General features: G+C 39.1%; 15 protein-coding genes. 8 read left to right on the forward strand and 7 right to left on the reverse strand.

Features of this window, described 5'->3' with window-relative positions; genetic code table 11:
- Nucleotides 1–14 precede the first annotated feature (14 nt).
- From FGD67_RS09255 to FGD67_RS09275, 5 genes are all read left to right on the forward strand, one after another.
- On the forward strand, nucleotides 15–1,274 hold the full coding sequence (locus tag FGD67_RS09255) for a glycosyl transferase (RefSeq protein ID WP_257174737.1): 1,260 nt from the start codon (nucleotides 15–17) through the stop codon (nucleotides 1,272–1,274).
- Nucleotides 1,258–3,003 (forward strand): sugar phosphorylase, encoded by a 1,746-nt coding sequence (locus FGD67_RS09260; protein ID WP_257174738.1) that lies wholly within the window; start codon nucleotides 1,258–1,260, stop codon nucleotides 3,001–3,003. Before FGD67_RS09255 ends, FGD67_RS09260 begins: the two co-directional genes overlap by 17 nt.
- An 855-nt stretch (nucleotides 3,004–3,858) precedes the next feature.
- Nucleotides 3,859–4,512 (forward strand): flavin reductase family protein, encoded by a 654-nt coding sequence (locus FGD67_RS09265; protein ID WP_257175097.1) that lies wholly within the window; start codon nucleotides 3,859–3,861, stop codon nucleotides 4,510–4,512.
- A gap of 12 nt (nucleotides 4,513–4,524) precedes the next feature.
- Entirely contained in the window at nucleotides 4,525–4,959 is a 435-nt protein-coding gene (locus tag FGD67_RS09270; RefSeq protein WP_257174739.1) for a thiol-disulfide oxidoreductase DCC family protein, read from the forward strand.
- 232 nt (nucleotides 4,960–5,191) lie between these two features.
- A complete protein-coding gene (locus FGD67_RS09275) occupies nucleotides 5,192–6,403 on the forward strand; it encodes a class I SAM-dependent methyltransferase (protein ID WP_257174740.1) in 1,212 nt (403 codons plus the stop codon).
- A gap of 37 nt (nucleotides 6,404–6,440) precedes the next feature.
- Here the strand turns inward: FGD67_RS09275 and FGD67_RS09280 are convergent, their stop codons facing one another.
- The 3 genes from FGD67_RS09280 to FGD67_RS09290 all read right to left on the reverse strand — a co-directional run bounded on the left by FGD67_RS09280 (nucleotide 6,441) and on the right by FGD67_RS09290 (nucleotide 9,342).
- Entirely contained in the window at nucleotides 6,441–6,833 is a 393-nt protein-coding gene (locus FGD67_RS09280) for an MmcQ/YjbR family DNA-binding protein (protein WP_257174741.1), read from the reverse strand.
- Nucleotides 6,834–6,934: 101 nt separating this feature from the next.
- Nucleotides 6,935–9,115 carry a ferrous iron transport protein B gene (gene feoB, locus FGD67_RS09285; protein ID WP_257174742.1) on the reverse strand — a complete coding sequence of 727 codons (2,181 nt, stop codon included), beginning with the start codon at nucleotides 9,113–9,115 and terminating at the stop codon, nucleotides 6,935–6,937.
- Entirely contained in the window at nucleotides 9,115–9,342 is a 228-nt protein-coding gene (locus tag FGD67_RS09290) for a FeoA family protein (RefSeq protein WP_257174743.1), read from the reverse strand. The genes feoB and FGD67_RS09290 overlap by 1 nt, the downstream gene beginning before the upstream one ends.
- Nucleotides 9,343–9,957: 615 nt before the next feature.
- Here FGD67_RS09290 and FGD67_RS09295 point away from each other — a divergent pair.
- Complete coding sequence (locus tag FGD67_RS09295) at nucleotides 9,958–11,211, forward strand: serine protease (protein ID WP_257174744.1); 1,254 nt, start codon at nucleotides 9,958–9,960, stop codon at nucleotides 11,209–11,211.
- Nucleotides 11,202–12,170 carry an FHA domain-containing protein gene (locus tag FGD67_RS09300; RefSeq protein WP_257174745.1) on the forward strand — a complete coding sequence of 323 codons (969 nt, stop codon included), beginning with the start codon at nucleotides 11,202–11,204 and terminating at the stop codon, nucleotides 12,168–12,170. The genes FGD67_RS09295 and FGD67_RS09300 overlap by 10 nt, the downstream gene beginning before the upstream one ends.
- A 136-nt stretch (nucleotides 12,171–12,306) precedes the next feature.
- Here the strand turns inward: FGD67_RS09300 and trpS are convergent, their stop codons facing one another.
- Nucleotides 12,307–13,311: a tryptophan--tRNA ligase gene (trpS, locus tag FGD67_RS09305; protein ID WP_257174746.1), complete on the reverse strand. Its 1,005-nt coding sequence runs from the start codon at nucleotides 13,309–13,311 to the stop codon at nucleotides 12,307–12,309.
- A gap of 62 nt (nucleotides 13,312–13,373) precedes the next feature.
- Nucleotides 13,374–14,045, reverse strand: coding sequence for a ribulose-phosphate 3-epimerase (gene rpe, locus FGD67_RS09310; protein ID WP_257174747.1), 672 nt, complete (start codon nucleotides 14,043–14,045; stop codon nucleotides 13,374–13,376).
- A 327-nt stretch (nucleotides 14,046–14,372) separates the two neighbouring features.
- On the opposite strand from rpe, the gene FGD67_RS09315 reads away from it, so the two are divergent.
- Entirely contained in the window at nucleotides 14,373–15,038 is a 666-nt protein-coding gene (locus FGD67_RS09315) for a TorF family putative porin (protein ID WP_257174748.1), read from the forward strand.
- A gap of 1,065 nt (nucleotides 15,039–16,103) precedes the next feature.
- Here the strand turns inward: FGD67_RS09315 and metL are convergent.
- Together metL and metB are read right to left on the reverse strand one after the other, a co-directional pair.
- Nucleotides 16,104–18,608, reverse strand: coding sequence for a bifunctional aspartate kinase/homoserine dehydrogenase II (metL, locus tag FGD67_RS09320; protein ID WP_257174749.1), 2,505 nt, complete (start codon nucleotides 18,606–18,608; stop codon nucleotides 16,104–16,106).
- 30 nt (nucleotides 18,609–18,638) lie between these two features.
- The gene (gene metB / locus FGD67_RS09325) at nucleotides 18,639–19,796 is read right to left on the reverse strand and encodes a cystathionine gamma-synthase (protein ID WP_257174750.1); all 1,158 of its coding nucleotides are present in this window, start codon (nucleotides 19,794–19,796) and stop codon (nucleotides 18,639–18,641) included.
- Nucleotides 19,797–20,010 lie beyond the last annotated feature (214 nt).

A 20,010-nucleotide genomic window follows, 5' to 3' on the forward strand; every position in this document is an offset into this window, starting at 1 on the left:
ACAAGAGGTAAACCATGGCTGACTTCTATCAAAACGGTACGGTTACTACATTACATAACTTGGCTCAGCGTGAGCCTGAAGATATGGCGGCCGAATTACTCGAGTTTTCAAAAATTCGTTCATTAGGGCTTATTTTACCTTCGTTATTTTCTGAATTAGAAGGTAAAGCCTTACCCGATATTATTAATAAGATAAAAGACGTAAAGTACTTATCTGAAATTGTAATTGGCCTAGATCGCGCCGATCTAAAGCAATACAAACATGCGCTATCATTTTTTGGACAGTTGCCTCAGCATCACCGCGTGTTGTGGAATGATGGTCCTAGGCTACAAGCAATCGACGCCAAGCTACAAGCACTTGGTTTAGCACCAAAAGAGCTCGGCAAAGGCCGTAACGTTTGGTATTGCATGGGCTATATTTTGGCTTCGGGTAAAGCCGAGTCTATTGCCTTACATGATTGTGATATTTTGACCTATGAAAAAGAACTGCTTGACCGACTTCTTTATCCGGTTGCCAACCCACTCTTTAACTATGAATTTTCTAAGGGGTTTTATGCCCGTGTTGCTGGCGGAAAAATCAATGGTCGGGTTTCTCGTTTATTGGTCACACCTTTGATCAAGGCATTGAAAAAAACCGTCGGCCATTGTGATTATTTAGAGTACATGGACAGCTTTTTGTATCCACTTGCTGGTGAGTTTTCATTTCGTCGCGATGTCTTAAACGACATTCGTATTCCCAGTGACTGGGGTTTAGAGATTGGCGTACTCTCTGAAATGTATCGCAACTATTCTCCGAACCGTTTATGCCAAGTGGATATTGCCGCTACTTACGACCATAAACATCAAGATTTGTCGCTAGATAACACTGCCGGCGGACTTTCAAAAATGTCGATTGATATCAGCAAAGCTTTTATTCGAAAGCTTGCCACACAAGGTGAAACCTTCAGCGCTGAAAAATTTAGAACCTTAAAAGCCACTTACTACCGTATCGCTTTAGACTATGTTGAAACTTATCGTAATGACGCGATGATGAATGGCCTTGAACTCGATATTCATAACGAAGAAAAAGCCGTAGAAATGTTTGCCGAAAATATTTTAACCGCCGGTAACACCTTTTTAGAGAACCCGATGGAAACACCGTTTATACCGTCTTGGAATCGTGTGGTCAGTGCTATTCCTGATATTTTATCGCAACTGAAAACAGCCGTGGAATTGGATAATCAAGAATTTAGTCAAGCATTAAAGGAAAGCACCGCTTATGCCAGCGCAGATTGAACAGTTAAAAAACAAGCTCATTCAGCAACTTGATACTATTTATCAAAACGTGGCTATTACACAAGAATCGGCTGATATTGCAGATGCACTGATTGATATTATGCGCTTGGCAAATCATGTCGCGGTACCAACGCCTTTTACTAATCATTGGTCGGAAAGCGACATTATTCTGATCACCTATGGCGATAGCATTATCAGTCCAAATCAGCCACCGCTAAAAACATTAAAGAAATTTTTAGACTCCCACCTAAAAAATACCATTAACAGTGTGCATATTTTACCATTTTTTCCTTATAGCTCTGATGATGGTTTTTCGGTTATTGATTATTCATCGGTTAATGAGTCATTAGGTACATGGCAGGACATTACGCAGATCAGCCAACAATATCAGCTAATGTCAGATCTGGTGATAAATCATTGTTCAAGCCGAAGTGCCTGGTTTGACAACTTTATTAAGGGCGAAGGCATAGGACATGACTTTTTCTTTACCGCACAGCCTGAGGATGATTTAAGTGAAGTAGTAAGGCCTAGAACCTCACCGCTACTTAAAGAGATTGAAACGGGCCAAGGTAAAAAGTTTGTCTGGTGTACTTTTAGTCATGATCAAGTTGATTTTGATTTTCGTAACCCTGAAGTATTAAAAACTTTTACCTCGATTATTCGACAATATCTTGATAACGGCGTAAAAATATTCCGCTTTGACGCTATCGCATTTCTATGGAAAGTGGTTGGCAGTAAAAGTATCAATTTACCACAAACCCATGAAGTGGTTAGGTTATTAAGAACATTAATTGAAGCCGCTGAGCCACACGCAATTATCATTACCGAGACTAATATTCCTAACACCCAAAATTTGACCTATTTTGGTAACGCCAATGAAGCGCACGGTATTTATAATTTTTCACTCCCCCCCTTATTGCTCAATACTTTACTCACCGGTAACTGTTTATACTTAAAGCGCTGGTTAATGAGCATGCCACCAGCGCAAGATGGCACGCTTTATTTTAATTTTATTGCTTCTCATGACGGTATTGGTTTGCGCCCCGCTGAAGGACTGTTAAGCGATGTGGAACTTGATAATTTAATTCATACCGTTGAAAACTTTGGTGGCAAAATTTCATGGCGAACTACAGACAATGGCGAGCAAAAAGCTTATGAAATGAATATTGCCCTGTACGATGCACTACAAGGTACTGTTGACGGTAAAGATCAGTGGAATTTTCAACGTTTTATTTGCGCACATGCCATTATGTTTGCGCTTGAAGGCATACCCGGTATTTATATCCATAGCATACTAGGAACCCAGAATGACTATAACAAGTTAGCTAACACTCATCATAATAGATCGATTAACCGCCATCGCTGGCAAGAAGATAGCTTAGAGGCTGTGCTAACAGACAACCACTCACATCACTATAAAGTGTTATCAACATTAAAGTTTTTATTAGACATACGTATTAAACAGCCGGCATTTCACCCCAATGCTACACAATTTACTTTGCATTTAGGCTTGCAGTTGTTTGGTTTTTGGCGACAAAGTCAGAACCGAAAACAAAGTATATTTTGTGTCAGTAACATCTCCAATAAACCGGTAGCATTGCCGTTAAGCGAGCTTAATTTAATCATCACTGAATCATGGCAAGAGCTGATCAGCCAGACAAAAATTACCGAGTTAAACCAAGAGCTCATCTTATCTCCCTATCAAACAGTTTGGATAGCTAACCAATAACGATATAAGACATTAGTTTTAAAATATTTCTATCTTAAAACTTTTACTAAAGCCAAAGAAGCGATAACACTGGCGCTTCTGATATATTGATAATGTTGCTATAACATCAGTAGCTAGTGCACAAGTATCAGAGCTATCTAGTCTTGCTATTTTAGCACTCGGGATCATGGATTTTGCTGTACGAAGATTTAAAAAGTAATCTGTAAAACAGAAAAAGTACTACTGAGCTAAGTAGTACTTTTTTCATAAATCTCGTATAACGCATTCAGTGGTTGCACTAAAACCTCATTGGCAATATTGCGCTGATATCACTTCGTTTCACAGATGCCTGTAGGATTTAATACACTAAATCAATGCAGCTTATCAGTACACACCTCAATAACGATCAAATGATTTTAACTTCAAAAAACATTAAATTTCAATGCTTTATGGCACATATTGCTGCCACATTTTATCTTTAGAATTTCTCGCGCAGAGTTTATTCTGGATTTTATACTCAGTATCAACATAACTTTTGGTGCTATATTATCCGTCAAATTTACTACTGTAATCGAGATAGCACCTGTGATTGTATATTTTTCAAACAAATGATATATACAAAAATAACCAGTATTATACCAAGCCAACCCATAAGCTAAGTTAACAATACCGGAATCGCTCGCCCAAAGTTAAAAATAAGCTAAAAATAAGATTGTTAAGATCTTATCAATAATAACGCTCGTATATATCCATCATGCATTAAGCGCTGAATTTTAGCTTGGTGTGTCATGGCAATTTAATGCAGCAATAGAAGCTAACAATATCTGGGAGAACAACATCAACTATCAACATTACGACAGTGCTGACTTAGCAAAAATGTCGAGTCGCTACCGCGCAAAGTTTATTAACAGCTTGTCTGGATATAAAAGTGTCAACCTTGTTGGCACACAAAACCTCGACGGCCAAAGCAATTTAGCAATATTCAGCTCGGTTGTGCATTTAGGCGCATCACCGGCACTCATTGGTTTTATCATGAGACCCGATAACGGCTCAAGGCACACACTAGATAATATTACACAAAGCCAAAATTATACGATTAACCAAGTTTCAGCTGATTTTTATCAAGCGGCACATCAAACCTCAGCTCGTTACCCTGAACATGAAAGTGAATTTGTTACTTGCAACTTATCTGAGCATTATATTGATGGGTTCAATGCGCCATTCGTTCAACAAAGTCGATTAAAATATGCAGTGAAATTACAAGAAATAATGCCAATAGCAATCAATAACACTCAACTTATTATTGGTGAAATTGTTCATGTTATTTGTGATAGTACGGCTATTCAAGGTGATGGATATATTGATATAGAATCACTAAACACTGTCACTGCTTCAGGTTTAGATAGTTATCATACTGGTGAACGAATAGCGCGTTTGGCTTATGCAAAACCCGAGTTAAAAACGACCTCTATCGCATTAGATGGTAGCGCTATCATCGATGATACCCTACAAAAAATAACAAGCAGTTAATAAGATGAATATATGACAAATAAAACCTTAACTATTTTTTATGACGGTAATTGCCCTTTATGTACGCTAGAAATGCAAAAGCTAAAACGCTATGACACTAATAACCTTATTACCTTGGAGAATTTGCACCAAAAAGATTTCCCGATAAAGTACCCAGATATAAATACCGATGCAGCGATGAAAATATTACATGGTTTTTATCAAGGCAAAACCCTGCTGGCATTAGATGTAACACACAGAGCATGGACACTGGTAGGCAAAGGAATACTGGTTGCCCCCCTACAATTTCCTATCATAAAGCAGCTTGCACATGGTTGTTATTTATTACTAGCAAAATACCGACAGCCAATTTCTCATTACTTATTCAATCGATTCGGTATTGGCATAAATTCATGTAAAGCTGGAAGTTGTTATGTTCAGCAAAAAAAGACTGATGAAGAGCGTTAATAATAACGTTAGAAGCCTTATTTTATCCGATCAGGCGCTCTGGGACGCTTAGCAAGCTTGTGATTATAGTTGCTACTAAAAGCAATGCACCTTTGGTTTAATCCATATATCAAAAAATCCTTTATTTAAAAATAAGATAATAAATTTACGGCTCACATGTTGCTTAGAGTCTACAACAGGTAATTTTATTGACGCTGTTATTAAAGTGGAAATCATTTAAAGGATAAATATTGTGGATGAAACAACCCTTAATGTAAAAGCAATGTATGAAGAATACCCATACCCAACCGGTGGCATTATGATGAGATCGGGGTGCGATGTTAATTTACTATTAAGTCACGTAGAAATATCACGAAAAACTTCAGGGCCAATGTATGCTTTAGATGCAGGTTGTGGACGTGGAGTTGGTGTAATTGGTGCTGCAATGCTGCAACCAAATATTCATTTCATTGGCGCTGATATGAATACCACAGCACTAAAAGATGCTAAAAAAACGGCTGAAGAAAGAAATATTAACAATGTTAAATTTGTTGAAGCTAACTTGATGACACTTGAGGGGATCGAAGTTCCGCCCGGAGGCTTCGATGTTATTTATTCTTCAGGAGTGCTCCATCACCTTTCGGACCCGTTGGTAGGGTTACAAAATTTAGAGAAAATTCTAGCGCCACATGGCGTTATATCCCTCATGTTATACGGAAGTTATGGTCGCCAAGCCCTATACCGGTTTATAGAGGGCATTGATATATTAATGCCAGACGAAAAAACAATAAAAGAACGCTTACCCTACACAAGGCTAATGTCACAAGCTGCCGGACAGTCACTGTTCAAAAACAATTACTGGCAAGATACCGATAAAGTAAATGACGTAGAGTTTGTTGATCGCTGTTTAAATGTCAACGAAGTCAGTTACGATATTGATTCCTTGTGGGAGTTAATCGACAAAGCAGATATGCATTTTATTCGATGGGATAATATTGCCGAGTGGTCAATTGAACATTTATTTACGGCTCCACATTTACTAAATAAATTACGCCAATTAGCGCCAAAAGATCAATTCAAGATTATTGAACGAATGTTTGAGCGTCCGCGTCTAGAGCTTCTGATAAGTAAAAAAGACAATCCTCGACGTCTACCAGTTCCGATTAATATGATACATAAACTTAATTTTTCTGTTACTCCTGAGGTTTCCTTTTCAGTAGAAAAAAGAAATCTAAATGGTTTTCAACGTATTGAATCAATAAGCTACAAATTAAAAGCAAATGAATCATTGCGAATTACCGACAACGCTGTCGCAAAAGCAGCTCTGCTACTCGTGGATCAAGATAGGTTATTTACAGGTCAAGAGCTTATTTTTGCTCTTAAAGATAATGGTTTATCACAAACAGACGCTATCAACGCGTTAATAAAGTTATTGCAGTTAGAAATTATTTATTGCCCACATTGACAATCAACAACTCTGGATCTTTATAAAAATAGCAGGATTAAAGATGTAGTAAAATTGACTCTTGTTCTTTCTTCGGCAGTTTGCTCACCACCAATAGGTAAGAATTATCAATCATGCGCTCAATTTCACCTTGTGGAATTGAGCCATCTAAAATTACCGTATTCCATTGTGACTTATTCATATGATAGCCAGGTATAATGGCTGGAAAAATATCTCGCAGTATTACAGCCTCATCGCGGCCACATTTTAAGTTAATACAATAGTGCCCTGCCATTTTGCCGTTAGTACCTTTTTCATTACCCTTACCTAAAGATAAAGTCGCGAACATTTTATTTTTCACCTTAAAGACACTAACATCAGAGCCAAAAGGGTGATAGATACAAGCTTCAATTTTATCGAGTAAGTAACGCTTAACTTGCATATTATCCATAGTGTAAACACCCTTTTCTTATGTTATTAAAAACCAGACAACTATAAATTTATCAGTAACTTAATAAATAACCTTAACACAAAAACACTTAATAAGTTGCATTAGCGATAAGTGACTAGTGTAGGAATAGTCAATATTTTACTTCCTGCACGTTTTAAGCCGTAATAAATACTAAAAAATACCGAAAACACTAGGCTAAGGCTGAGCAATGAGTCAAGCGGCTGCGTTGAAAGGACCGCAATTTGGTAACATGCTGTTGCAGCTAAATAAGCTAAGGTAAAGCTCCATAAAGCTGCAAACACAGCCCAACGCGTGCCCACCTCATTTTTAATCGCCCCCATAGCAGCAGCACATGGTGTATAGAGTAGAATGAAGAGTAAATAACTGAATGCACCAATTTTTCCGGCAAATGCTGCCTGCATAATAGTAATGGTACTTTCAGCAACACCTTGTTCTTGTGCGGCAACCTCAATACTCGAGACATCACCAATATCCGTACCTAATGGATCATCCGCTTCGATACCTTGTAAATTATCGCTGATACTTGTTAGTGCTTGCTGCCATAAATCTTGCATTGAGTCTGGCTCTGTTGGCTCTTCTGACATCGGCGAATATAAACTATTAAACGTGGCAACTAAGGCTTCTTTGGCAAATAACCCGGTTATAATGCCAACACTGGCTTGCCAATTGTCTTCTTTAACGCCCATTGGCGCGAGTAATGGCGTAACCACTTGTGCAGTCTTACTCAATAAAGAATCTTGGCTATCATGATGACCAAATTCACCATCAGTACCTAAAGAGTTAAAGAAGTTTAGAATACACACCACGACAACAATGGTTTTACCGGCACCAACTACAAATGAGCGAGTGCGTTGCCATACACGCTTAAATAAATATGAAGGTTTAGGCCATTCATATAAAGGTAATTCCATAATATTAATAGAATTTTTACCCATTAAGATAGTTTTCTTGAGTAGTAAGCCAGTAAATAATGCCGCAGCAATACCAATAAGGTATAACAAGAAGACTAAGTTCTGCCCTGAATCTGGAAAAAACGCTGCAGCAAATAAAGCATAAACCGGTAAGCGTGCACCACATGACATAAACGGCGACATCATTACCGTCGTAATACGCTCGCGTTCATTATCCAAAATTCGTGCTGACATCACCGCCGGCACAGTACAGCCAAAACCAACAATCAAGGGAACAAAAGCTTTACCTGGTAGGCCAATTTTTTGCATCGCTGTATCAACAACAAATGCCGCCCTAGCTAAATAGCCACTACTTTCTAGTAATGACAAGCCAATAAATAAACAGGCAATAACAGGAATGAATGTAGCTACCGTTTGAATACCTAAGCCGATACCACTTAAAATGGTAGTAAGCCAAGCAGGTAAGTTAAAGCTACTTAAAAAATGTAGAGGATAATCAACAAAGATTGCACCTGCTAAAATGTCAAAAAAATCAATAAAAGCGCTACCAATATTAATCGCGAACATAAATAATAAATACATCATCACTAAAAATATCGGTACACCCAAAACAGGATGTAGCATCCAGTGATCTAATTTATCACTAAATCTGCTGTTATTTGTTGGCTCCGTGGCAACTTCAGCCAATAGCTGATGAATAAAATCATATCTTGCCTGCATGACTGCCATGGCATTTTTATCAGCTGACTGACATGCTTGGTTTTTACTACAAGCTTGGCGTTCCAACTCTAAAGGCATACCTTGATGATCAGCAAGTTCAGCGGGTAAGGTTAATACATGGCGCTTAGCGCTAGCCTTAGGTATGTCTTTTAATGCGGCTTTAATTGCGTTGCCGGCATGTTTACCAATACTATTCTCAGTAACTACCGGACAAGCTAATTTATCAGACAGTTTTTGCAAATCTATGTTTGGCGCTTCTTTACGATCCACTTTATTGAGCACAACAATCATAGGTATGCCAAGCTCAAGTAACTGCGTGGTTAAATATAATTGTCGTTTAAGTTGGGTGGCATCAATAACATTAACTAAACAATCAATACTATTTTGACGTAAAAAATCTTGGCTAATAGATAGGTCTTTACTTTGCTGATTGCGCTGAGTTAACGAGCTAATTCCAGGTAAATCAGTGAGTAATGTCAACTTCCCATTCAATTGACATTGTTGTTTTTTTGCCGCAACCGTAACACCAGTCCAGTTGCCAGTTTTTTGTTTCGCTCCTGTTAAGGCATTAAATAGTGTGCTTTTTCCTGAATTAGCAAAGCCAACTAAGGCAAAGTTTTGTTCGATCATTAGGCTAATAACTCAATTTTAATTTGATTGGCAATTGCTACGGGCAAACACATTTTCGTACCATGCAAGTGAAAAGCAATAGGACCGTTAAATGGGGCTTTATGCGCCAGTGATATTTCGCTTTTCAATGCAAAACCTTGCTCAATCAGTTGGGCACTTAAATCAAAATCTGTCGGTAAATAGCTAATACGTGCCGACTGGTTCACGGTTAACTCTGATAAAGTCATAACAAGACATCCAAACGATAATAATTATCATTTAATGGTACTAGAATGAACCACCTGCAACAACATAATAAATCATCATTTCAATGCTATTTTGATCTAACTCAGTGTTCTAGCTTATTAGCTATTAAAATTGCCTCTTAATTATTTGATCGATACGATTATTTTCTACTCAAATTTTTTTAATCATTCTGACTTCCAAAGATGCTTTCGAGGTCATACCAAACCTATTAAGTTTGTTCTCTGTGAGCGCTTACCAAGAGTGATTTTAAAAGGCTTACAGGCCGTGTTATTGATTTCGATAAGGTTCTCACAGGGATGTGAGTCATTAGAGCAACGCAGGAGCAGTTGTCGAGAACAACCATTATCTTCAACCAATGCCTTGCCTGCATGGATTTAGGTACTTAGGTTCAGTCTGGAACTGTGAACCTGTGCCGCTAAAGCTTTTAAACTTCACTGAGTGGGAAGAAACTTAGTAAAATTGGTATAATATTATTTATGACGAGTAGACGATAACAGTAATATGCAACAGACAAAGTCACTATATTGGCGGAATAAAGGATGACAAATCAGATTACACTGGCACAATAGCTAAGTAATAATACAAAAGGATATGCAATGAGAGTTATTTTTGCTCTGCTACTTATCGGTTTTAGTACCTTAAGTTACGCAGTTGAGCAGGCCGAAGAAATTTTTAAACAACTGGCCCCATCACTTTATCAAATTCGTTTAATCGACAAAGCTAGTGGTGAGAAATCATCTATTGGTTCGGGCTTTCAAATTAGCAGTGACGGCCTTATTGCCACTAATTATCATGTTATTTCTGGTTATGCTCGTCACCCGCATAAATACACCATTGAATATTTAGACAATCAAGGCAACAAAGCGCAACTGAAGTTAAAAAGTGTTGATGTTATTAATGACTTAGCGATAGTGCAGCGCGAGGTTAGCAGCGAAATGCCTTATTTTGACATTGCTCAGCAAGCGCCAACTAAAGGTGAAGAGCTTTACTCATTAGGTAACCCTCATGATTTAGGTATGATTGTGGTCCCCGGCACCTATAATGGCTTAAAAAATGAATCCTTTAATGATCGAATCCACTTCACTGGCTCAGTAAACTCAGGTATGAGTGGTGGCCCAGTGGTTAACAAAAATACCGAAGTTGTTGGTATTAACGTTGCAACCTCAGGCAATCAAATTGGTTTTTTAGTACCACATGACAAGCTACTAGCACTATACCTAGACTATAAAGCTAGTCCGCCAGAAAGTATTGAACAACAAATGACTGCGCAACTGATGCAAAACCAAAATAAGTTGATCAGTACGATAATGGACAGTGATTGGCAACTCAAGCAGTTAGGCAGAGGCTTAATTCCAACCATCGATGTACCTTTTGTCCGTTGTTGGGGTGAGTCAAATTCAGATAAAGCTGATGCCCAAATTATGGCAGCCGTCGCCAATTGTGACTTAGATGAGAATACCTATATTTCTTCCGACTTTTTTACCGGTTCGCTAGAAATGGAATATCGTTACATGGAGTCAAATAAAATTGGCAGTACTAAGTTTTACCATATCTTTGAGCGCCAGTTAAACCAAGTAGCGCCAGGTAACCAAGCAGGTAAAGATGATGTAACCGACTATCAATGCCACCATGACATTGTGATGCCTGAAACCAGTAATATAAAAAATAAAGCAGTATTTTGTACCCGCGCTTATAAAGCCTTTCCTGACCTCTACGATGTACTTTATATCGCAATATCTGTTGATCATGAGCAATATGCATTACTGAGCCATTTCACCATATCAGGGGTAGCACAAGACACCTCATTGGCTTTTCTTGCTAAGTTTATGGAGTCGGTTTCATGGAAATAATTATTGAAGAAATCAGCCATGGTCACAAGCTATTGGGTCGTCATAAATTTGCCACAGATAACATCACTATTGGTCGTGGTTACGACAACGATATTATCATTAGTGACCCGCATGTTTGTGCCAACCACCTGCACTTACAATTTAACGGTGAACATTGGCTCGTTAGCGATCAAGGCTCAATTAATGGCAGCTACCTTGAAGACAGCAAAGAAAACATTATTCAGCAGCAAGTAAAGTCTGGCGATATTATCACCATTGGTAAAAGCCAAGTGCGCCTAGTTTTTCCAAGTCATCCGGTTGAAGAAAGTATAGCCATCAGTCCGTTTGAGGGCTTAATTAACTTAGCACGTCATCCGTTAGTCCTGGCGTTAAGCATGAGTTTATTCGCTCTTATTGCCGGTTGGATTATTAACTTAAACAACGCCAATGAAGTCACGCTAACCCAAATACTAGTACCGACCATAGGTTTAACATTTGGCTTTGCCTTATGGCCTGCTGGCATAGCATTAGTTTCGCATTTAACTAAACACGATGCGCGCTTTTGGACCCAAATGGGTATTAGCTTTATCTTTTTTAATTTAATGTGGTTCAGTGATATTTTTGAAAATATTGTGCACTTTAATACCTCAAGCAACTTTTCAATGTTGTGGACCATTGCCATCATCCCTTTACTATTGGCATTTTGCTTGTTTTGGCTCAACTGCTATGTTGGCTTTCATATGACCTTGCGTCGTAGAAACGTTGTCTCATTATGTTTAGTACTACTGCTATTTGGCGGCAGCTTAATCATACAAATGAGTAAACGGCCAGACTTTAACCCTCGACCACAGTTTGATACGACAATAATGTCGCCAGCCTTTCTATTTACCCCCAGTAGTAATGTTGAAAACTTTGTTAGCGATAGCGCTAAGCTATTTGACAAAGTATCGAAGGAAGCTGAAGAAGATAACAAAGAATAACCATATAACGTAGTGATAACTCTCACCGGTATGAGGTTGTTAAACTAATCAAATTTAACCAGCTATTTTAATAAAAAGGCTGCTCATAAATATGAGCAGCCAAAGTTTGACTCTTTTATACCCGAAATAGACCCGCTTAAGGTCTAGCAATAAAACCGACAGCTTGATATACCTCAGCAAGTAACTTACTCGCGCGAGCAGAAGCTTTTTCAGCCCCTTTACGCATGACTTCATCTAAGTAGGCTTGGTCATTACGAAACTGATGATAACGCTCTTGAATTGGCGCTAACAAAGCAACCACAGCTTCAGCAACATCACCTTTTAAGTGGCCATACATTTTGTCTTCATACTCAGGCACAAGCTCTTCAACGGTTTTACCGGTAGTACATGATAATAATGACAACAAATTAGACACACCCGGCTTTTCTGCAATATCAAAATAGATATTCGCTTGCTCGTCAGAGTCAGTTACTGCACGTTTAATTTTCTTGGTAATTTTCTTGGTGTCTTCTAACAAGCCAATAAAGTTACCTGGGTTAGTGTCAGACTTAGACATTTTCTTTGTTGGCTCTAACAAGCTCATCACACGGGCACCAAACTCTGGAATATAAGGCTCTGGTACTTTAAACGTTTCGCCGTGTAAATTATTAAAACGTGTTGCAATGTCACGTGCTAATTCTAAATGTTGTTTTTGATCATCGCCAACAGGCACCTGATTAGCGCCGTATAATAAAATATCAGCCGCCATTAATACTGGGTAAGTAAACAAGCCAGAGTTCATGTTAGCTTCAGACTTTGCCGACTTATCTTTATATTGCGTCATTCTGTTAAGCTCACCCATTTGGGTGTAACAATTTAACACCCAACTTAATTGCGCGTGCTCAGGAACATGCGACTGGATAAAAATAGTGCTTTTTTCAGGATCAACACCACAGGCTAAATACAAAGCTAAACCATCTAAAGTTGCTTTACGTAAGGCTTCTGGATCAGGACGAACTGTAATCGCATGTTGATTAACTAACATGTAATAACACTCGTGACTGTCTTGCATGCTTACCCATTGCTTTAACGCACCAAGGTAATTACCAATAGTTAACTCACCTGATGGCTGGCAGCCACTTAATACAATAGGTTTACTCATTTTTTATCCTTTAATTCTTTGAATTATTTAATCTATTACTTAACAGCGCTATTAGCTGTTTATTATTTTACAGTCGCTAATTCAGCACGCATTTCATCAATAGCGATTTTATAGTTAGGCTTTGAAAAAATAGCTGAGCCGGCAACAAACATATCTGCACCCGCTTTTGCAATATCTGCGATATTATCAGCCTTAACACCGCCATCAACTTGTAAGCGAATGTCATAACCACTAGCATCAATTTTTTCACGCACTAAACGCAGCTTGTCTAAAGTAGTGGGAATAAAAGACTGACCACCAAAGCCAGGATTTACTGACATAAGTAAAATCACGTCAAGTTTATCCATCACAAAATCTAACACGTGCAGCGGTGTTGCTGGGTTTAATACTAAACCAGCTTTACAGCCATTATCTTTAATTAACTGCAAGGTTCTGTCGATATGATCACTGGCTTCAGGGTGAAAAGTAATGATATCAGCACCTGCTTTAGCAAAATCTGGAATAAGGCTATCAACAGGTTTAACCATTAAATGCACATCAATAGGTGCAGTAATACCGTAGTCGCGTAATGATTTACATATCATTGAGCCAAAAGTAAGATTGGGTACAAAATGGTTATCCATCACATCAAAATGAACAACATCAGCGCCAGCGCTAAGTACGTTTGCCACATCTTCGCCCAAACGAGCAAAGTCTGCAGATAAAATTGATGGAGCAATTAAGAAATCAGACATAGTGAGAACCTTGACAAAATTTGCGCTACTTTAACTTAATTGCAGTTATTTTGCGACTGAGATCACACACAAAAATTGATATAAAAAACCAGAGAATACTGCCCTTTTTGGAAATTTGTCTTTAATTATCCATCAAATAACGCACTTTTTTTGTTCACAAAGCAATATTATTGCACCAACACTGTACAAACAAGGATTTAAAAACAATAATAAAAAATCAAAATAAAACCATAACCAACTGATAAATAATAAGTTTACACATCTTGAAACACTCAGGCATTGTCTTTGCAATGCTATTAACAATTATAAAAACTTAGTGGACACAAGATGACAAAATCAATTACCTCTCTATCTATTTCAATGATATTAATGGCTTCGGCACTTACAGCAACATCAGCACATGCGGTTGAAGGCTTATCAGCAAATGCAGCAGCATCAAGCAATTATTTGTGGCGTGGTGTTACACAAACCACCAATTCAGCCGCCGTATCCGGTGGTATTGATTATGAAAATGCTTCAGGTTTTTCGGTTGGTACTTGGACATCAAATGCTGACTTGGCCGAGAACATGACTTATGAGCTTGATGTTTATGCTGCCTATGCCAACGAGTTAGATAATGGTTTAGGTTATAGTGTAGGTTATATCTATTATTCTTATGATAATGATGCTGATGTTGACTTTAGTGAAGTTAACTTTTCACTGTCATACGATGCTTATTCAATCACCTACAATACTTTAGTTGACTCAGATGGTGGCGGTGACTTGGGTGATGATACCTACATATCTGCCGATGCAGCTTTTGAAGTATCTGAGGGTTTAGAACTAGGACTTCATATTGGTAGCTACGACTTTGACGCCGGCGGTGATTATGTCGATTACGGTGTTAGTTTGAGTAAAAATGGTTTTACCTTTGCCTTATCAGATACTGATATTGAAGGCGCTGACGGTGATTTAAACTTTGTGATCAGTTATAGCGTTGATTTTGATTTATAAAACACTGACCATGGGAAGTTAACATTTTTACAGTAGTTGGCGCGGGAACAGCACCGCGCCAAAGCTTAACTAAAACCTAGCCTTACTTACCTTTTTAACTCAAGGTAATACCCTTCTTTGTATATCAAAATACAGTCGATAGTACAAAATCTATTATTTTAGATTTTAATCATCACAAACACTGTCTTTACCGACAGTATTTCCTTGCTCCCTTGCAAGTTAAGGAATTTAGCATGGCTCCTTCACTCGACGCATAAAATGGCTTTTATTACGGTAAGTTAGCATTGGTATTACATGCCTACTTGAGCTATTAATAGCTTAAGTAGGATGGAAATTTTCTGGTAGGAAAAGAAGAATTTTACCTAACACATAAGAAGTAGAAGACATCCCCTACTCAAAAGTAAGTAAATTCTGGTGCATATTTAAGTTATTCTACTTTGATTTACCGTTGTCGCGGTGGCGACTGCACCCAAAGGGAAGCTGACGCCGACCTCCCTCGCGCTGCTGAAAAATCTTTCCTTCATAAAATAAAACGTATCGAGCTAACGCTTAAATAGCACAAGGCTCCTTACCATCGATGGCAGCGCAAAATACCGTTCGTCCTGAACATATCACTGTGCTACTTCGCTTTGCTGGCGTCCTGCCAGCAATAGCTAAACATTGATATTTTTTTCAGCATTTTCCCCAAGCAGATCAGAGTGATCGCTTATCTTCCGTAACCCTTTCGATCTATTTATTTTCACTGACGCTTAACGATCGCTAATTCCCATCTCAGCGTGGAAATTTTAATTTTTAAGCGTCGTTAATCGATGACAGCCATGGATGGCTGGAACTGACGTCGCGCAGGGACGAGCATTCGTCAGGAATCGATAACAGCAAAAATTACTATTTCAGTTTTAGCGGAGTTGGGCACAGTGGTGGATGCAAGGGGGAGATCGGTGTCTATTTCCCCCTTGCGTGCAGTCGGCACACCGACGCCAAGCAGTAAATCAAATTCCAAACTTTTGAAATAAAAAATATACTGTATTGTCGGTGTTTCTAAAGCATATAAAGACAACTTACTTGCTAAAGCCCTTTAATTTTCACTCGCTGCTGGCGATGATTAAGTTGCTGACAAATAGTCACTAAATCCGCATGAATACCTCCGGCGGTAACATCACGTCCTGCCCCCGGGCCACGAATAATTAACGGGTTTTCTTGATACCACTGACTCTTAATTTGAAAAACATTATCGCACGGTGTTAACTGCGTAAAAGCATCATCATTAGTCAGTACTTCCAAACTTACTTTCGCACTAATTTTGTTATTTTCATTCGCAAAGCGTGCAACATAGCGTATGCCACAGCGTTGTGCTTTGGCTTGATTTAAGCGCTGTAAAAATAGTTCATCAAGTTCATGAGTGCGCTGCAAAAACTCAGCGAGTGGAATATCACGCAGCGCTTCGGGCACTAAACTCTGACAATCAATATCGGCTAATGATAATTCAAAGCCTGCCATTCTAGCCAAAATAAGTAACTTTCGTTGTACATCTCTACCGGATAAATCTTCACGCGGATCTGGCTCTGTTAAGCCTTGGGTTAATGCATCTGATAACAGTGTTGAAAACGGTATAGCGCCATCATAATATTGAAATAACCAAGATAAGGTGCCAGAAAATATACCTGATATTTCGGTAATAACATCACCGCTGTTGATCAACTCAGCAATCGTCGCGTTAATCGGTAAACCTGCACCAACTGTGGTATTTCCAAGCCATAAACTATTATGCTGTTTGGCGGTACTTAACAATTGTTGATAATTTGCTGTTGGTGATGACGCGGCCCATTTATTTGCGCCAATCACGTGAATTCCTTGGCTAAAAAACTGTTGATATAATTCGCTAAAATCTTCGCTGGGTGTGATATCAACTACGATTAATTCATCATAAGGATGATTATTTAGCCATTCGACTAGCTCAGCACTTTCATAAGCTTTTGCTTGTTGTTGATAATGGGTAATTGCATGGCTGACATCAATACCGTCGGTATTGATCAGCGCTTTAGTCGCGCCAACTAATGCCACTAAATGAACATTTTCTAATACCGATAATCGCGCTAGTTGTTTAGGCAGCATTTCTAAAAATCGTTGACCGATATTGCCAATACCGGCAACCACTAGTCCAATATTGCGGGCATCTTTGGTCATATCTGCATGAATATTGTTAAGCCATTCGCTAGTGCAAGGCTCAGGTAATACGGCAATATAACTATGTTTATTTTCTGCCTGAACAAAATGTAAAGTGCGCTGATGTCGCAATGCTCTTTTGAATCTAGCACGCATATCCCCTTGCTTTGCCACCTGATAACCAACCACGGCAATAATAGCAACAGGCGTAAACGATACTTGGTTACCATGACTCGCCAACCATTGGCTAAGCGCTTTTTGCTGTGCCTGGGGTACCACTAAATAGCCTTCAGTTAGGTTATAACAAACCGGCGAAAACTCCTCTACCGCTTTACGGCCAGCCTGCCCGAGCAAGCTTACTGAATGCGCAAGAATCAAATCATTTAAATGCGTAACTGATAGCTCTTGTTTTGCTATTTGGCCAAATTGGCCTATTTCAGTACCGCTAATTTCTGGCGCAAAACTACTCGCAACATGTAAATGACTATTATGATTTGCTAAGGGCTGTAAGGTTTTTGCATGTAACACCGGATTACCCAAACGACCAAGTTCGTTAGCAACGGCGTTTGGCAAACGATGTAGTTTTCTTGCCTGTGGCACAACACGCGGATCAGCACTATAAATACCATCGACATCAGTCCAAAGCGTAACGTTACGCGCGCCAACTAAAGCGGCCATAATAGTGGCGGAATAATCACTACCGTTACGGCCCAAGGTGCAGGTTTTTTGTTGTTGATCACGGGCAATATAGCCCGTGACCACCACGAGTTGTCCCGGTTGTTGCTGAGCCAAAAAGTTATTTTCACTTTGGTTGTAATCAATAGCGCAGCTTTTTTCACTTTCCAATAAAAGAAAATCTCTAGCGTCTAACATGTAACTTGGGCAAACTCGCTCACTTAATACCGCTGCTAACAAGCGCGCTGACCAAACTTCGCCAAAGGCTAATAAGTCATTTTGAAAAGCTTCAGGGTCTGTAGTTAATTGTTTGGCTATCTGGGCAATATCAGCTGACAACATTGATGTTAGCTTTGCTGTGCTGTCAACACTGAGTAATGACTTGAGCAAGTCCCCTTGTAAGGTTTGCAGTTCAGTTAGCGCAAGTTCAAGTTGCTGAGGTAGTGATTTTACCAGCTCATTGTCGTTAATCTGTGTTGAGTTTTCTTGCTGTGCCACAACATATTCTACACCCAGCTGATAGAGACTAAAAAGCGCATCAGTAGTATTACCATTAGCTGATACCACCACCACATCATTAAGCTGGCAATGTTGGCGAATAATATCAATAACGCGTTCGATACAAGCCGGAGTAGCTAAGCTACTGCCACCGAATTTGTGCACGTTACTGGCAGTTTTTGCTAACTGATTTTTCGCCGGCGTAAGCTTAACCGCTACATTTGACTCTATCATTTTATTACCATATCTGTGTGACACTTTACTTTATGTTTGGCTGGCATCTAATGCTTGGCTAAGATCAGCCAAAATGTCAGCAATATCTTCAATACCAACTGAAATTCGTACCAGTGACTGTGAAATACCGGCAACAAGTTGTGCTTCAATTGCCATACCAGCGTGCGTCATGGTTGACGGGTGACTGATCAAACTTTCAACACCACCAAGCGATTGCGCTAGCGTGAATAATTTAAGCTTATTAAATAGTACTTTCACCGCTTCAACGCCACCTTTAATTTCGAAACTCATCATGGCGCCAAAATCATTTTGCTGTTGCTTCGCCAAGCCATGTTGGGGGTGATCTGCCAAACCAGGAAAGTACACTTGCTCAATGGCATCATGCTGAGCAAGAAATTGCGCTACCGCATTAGCATTTATTTGGTGTTGTTTCATACGTATAGGTAAGGTTTTTAAGCCTCTTAGCGCTAAGTAGCTATCAAATGCTGAGCCGGTAATGCCAATACAGTTTGCCCACCAAGCAAGTTCTTCACCAAGTGTTTGCTCTTTGGTCACCACAACACCACCAACCACATCACTATGACCATTAATATATTTCGTGGTGGAATGAAAAACAATATCAGCGCCAAGCAATAAAGGTTGCTGTAATACAGGTGACAAAAAGGTGTTATCCACGGCAACTAATGCGCCAACAGCATGTGCTTGTGCGGTAACAGCAGCAATATCGACTAAACGTAATAATGGATTACTCGGTGTTTCAATTAACACCAGTTTAGGTTTAGCCGAAAGTGCTTGGGTTAAGGCGGCTTGATCATTTTGATCAACCACCACTAACTTAAATTGTCCACGCTTAGCTAAATGGGTAAATAATCGGAAACTACCACCGTAACAATCATGCGGAATAACCACCGTATCTTCAACGGATAGCAATTGGCAAATAAGGTGTACAGCTGACATACCGGTACTGGTGACAATACCGACAACACCTTGCTCTAATTCGGCAATAGCTTGAGCAAATGTTGCACGTGTTGGGTTGCCAGTGCGCGAATAATCAAACTGACGTTTTTCATTAAAACCTTTAAGGGCATAGGTGCTTGAGAGATGAATAGCAGGGATCACACCACCATGTTGCTGGTCACTATTAATACCTGCCCTAACGGCGATGGTGGCAATTTTTTTCTCACTCATGTCTGCTCCAGAATAGACGCTTTTCTATATAGATGTTTGGACGTCTACAAATCTAAACGGTTTAAAGCCTGCGGTCAAGAACTTTAGACATCTAAACTTCTACACATTCGTTATTGACTCACGCCCCACAACCAGTAAAATCAACAACTAAGAATAAACTTATAACTAACAAATCTAACTAAAAGATTTCGCGACTATAAGTTTATCGCAATTA

The organism is Colwellia sp. M166 (assembly GCF_024585285.1).
Classification (GTDB): domain Bacteria; phylum Pseudomonadota; class Gammaproteobacteria; order Enterobacterales; family Alteromonadaceae; genus Cognaticolwellia.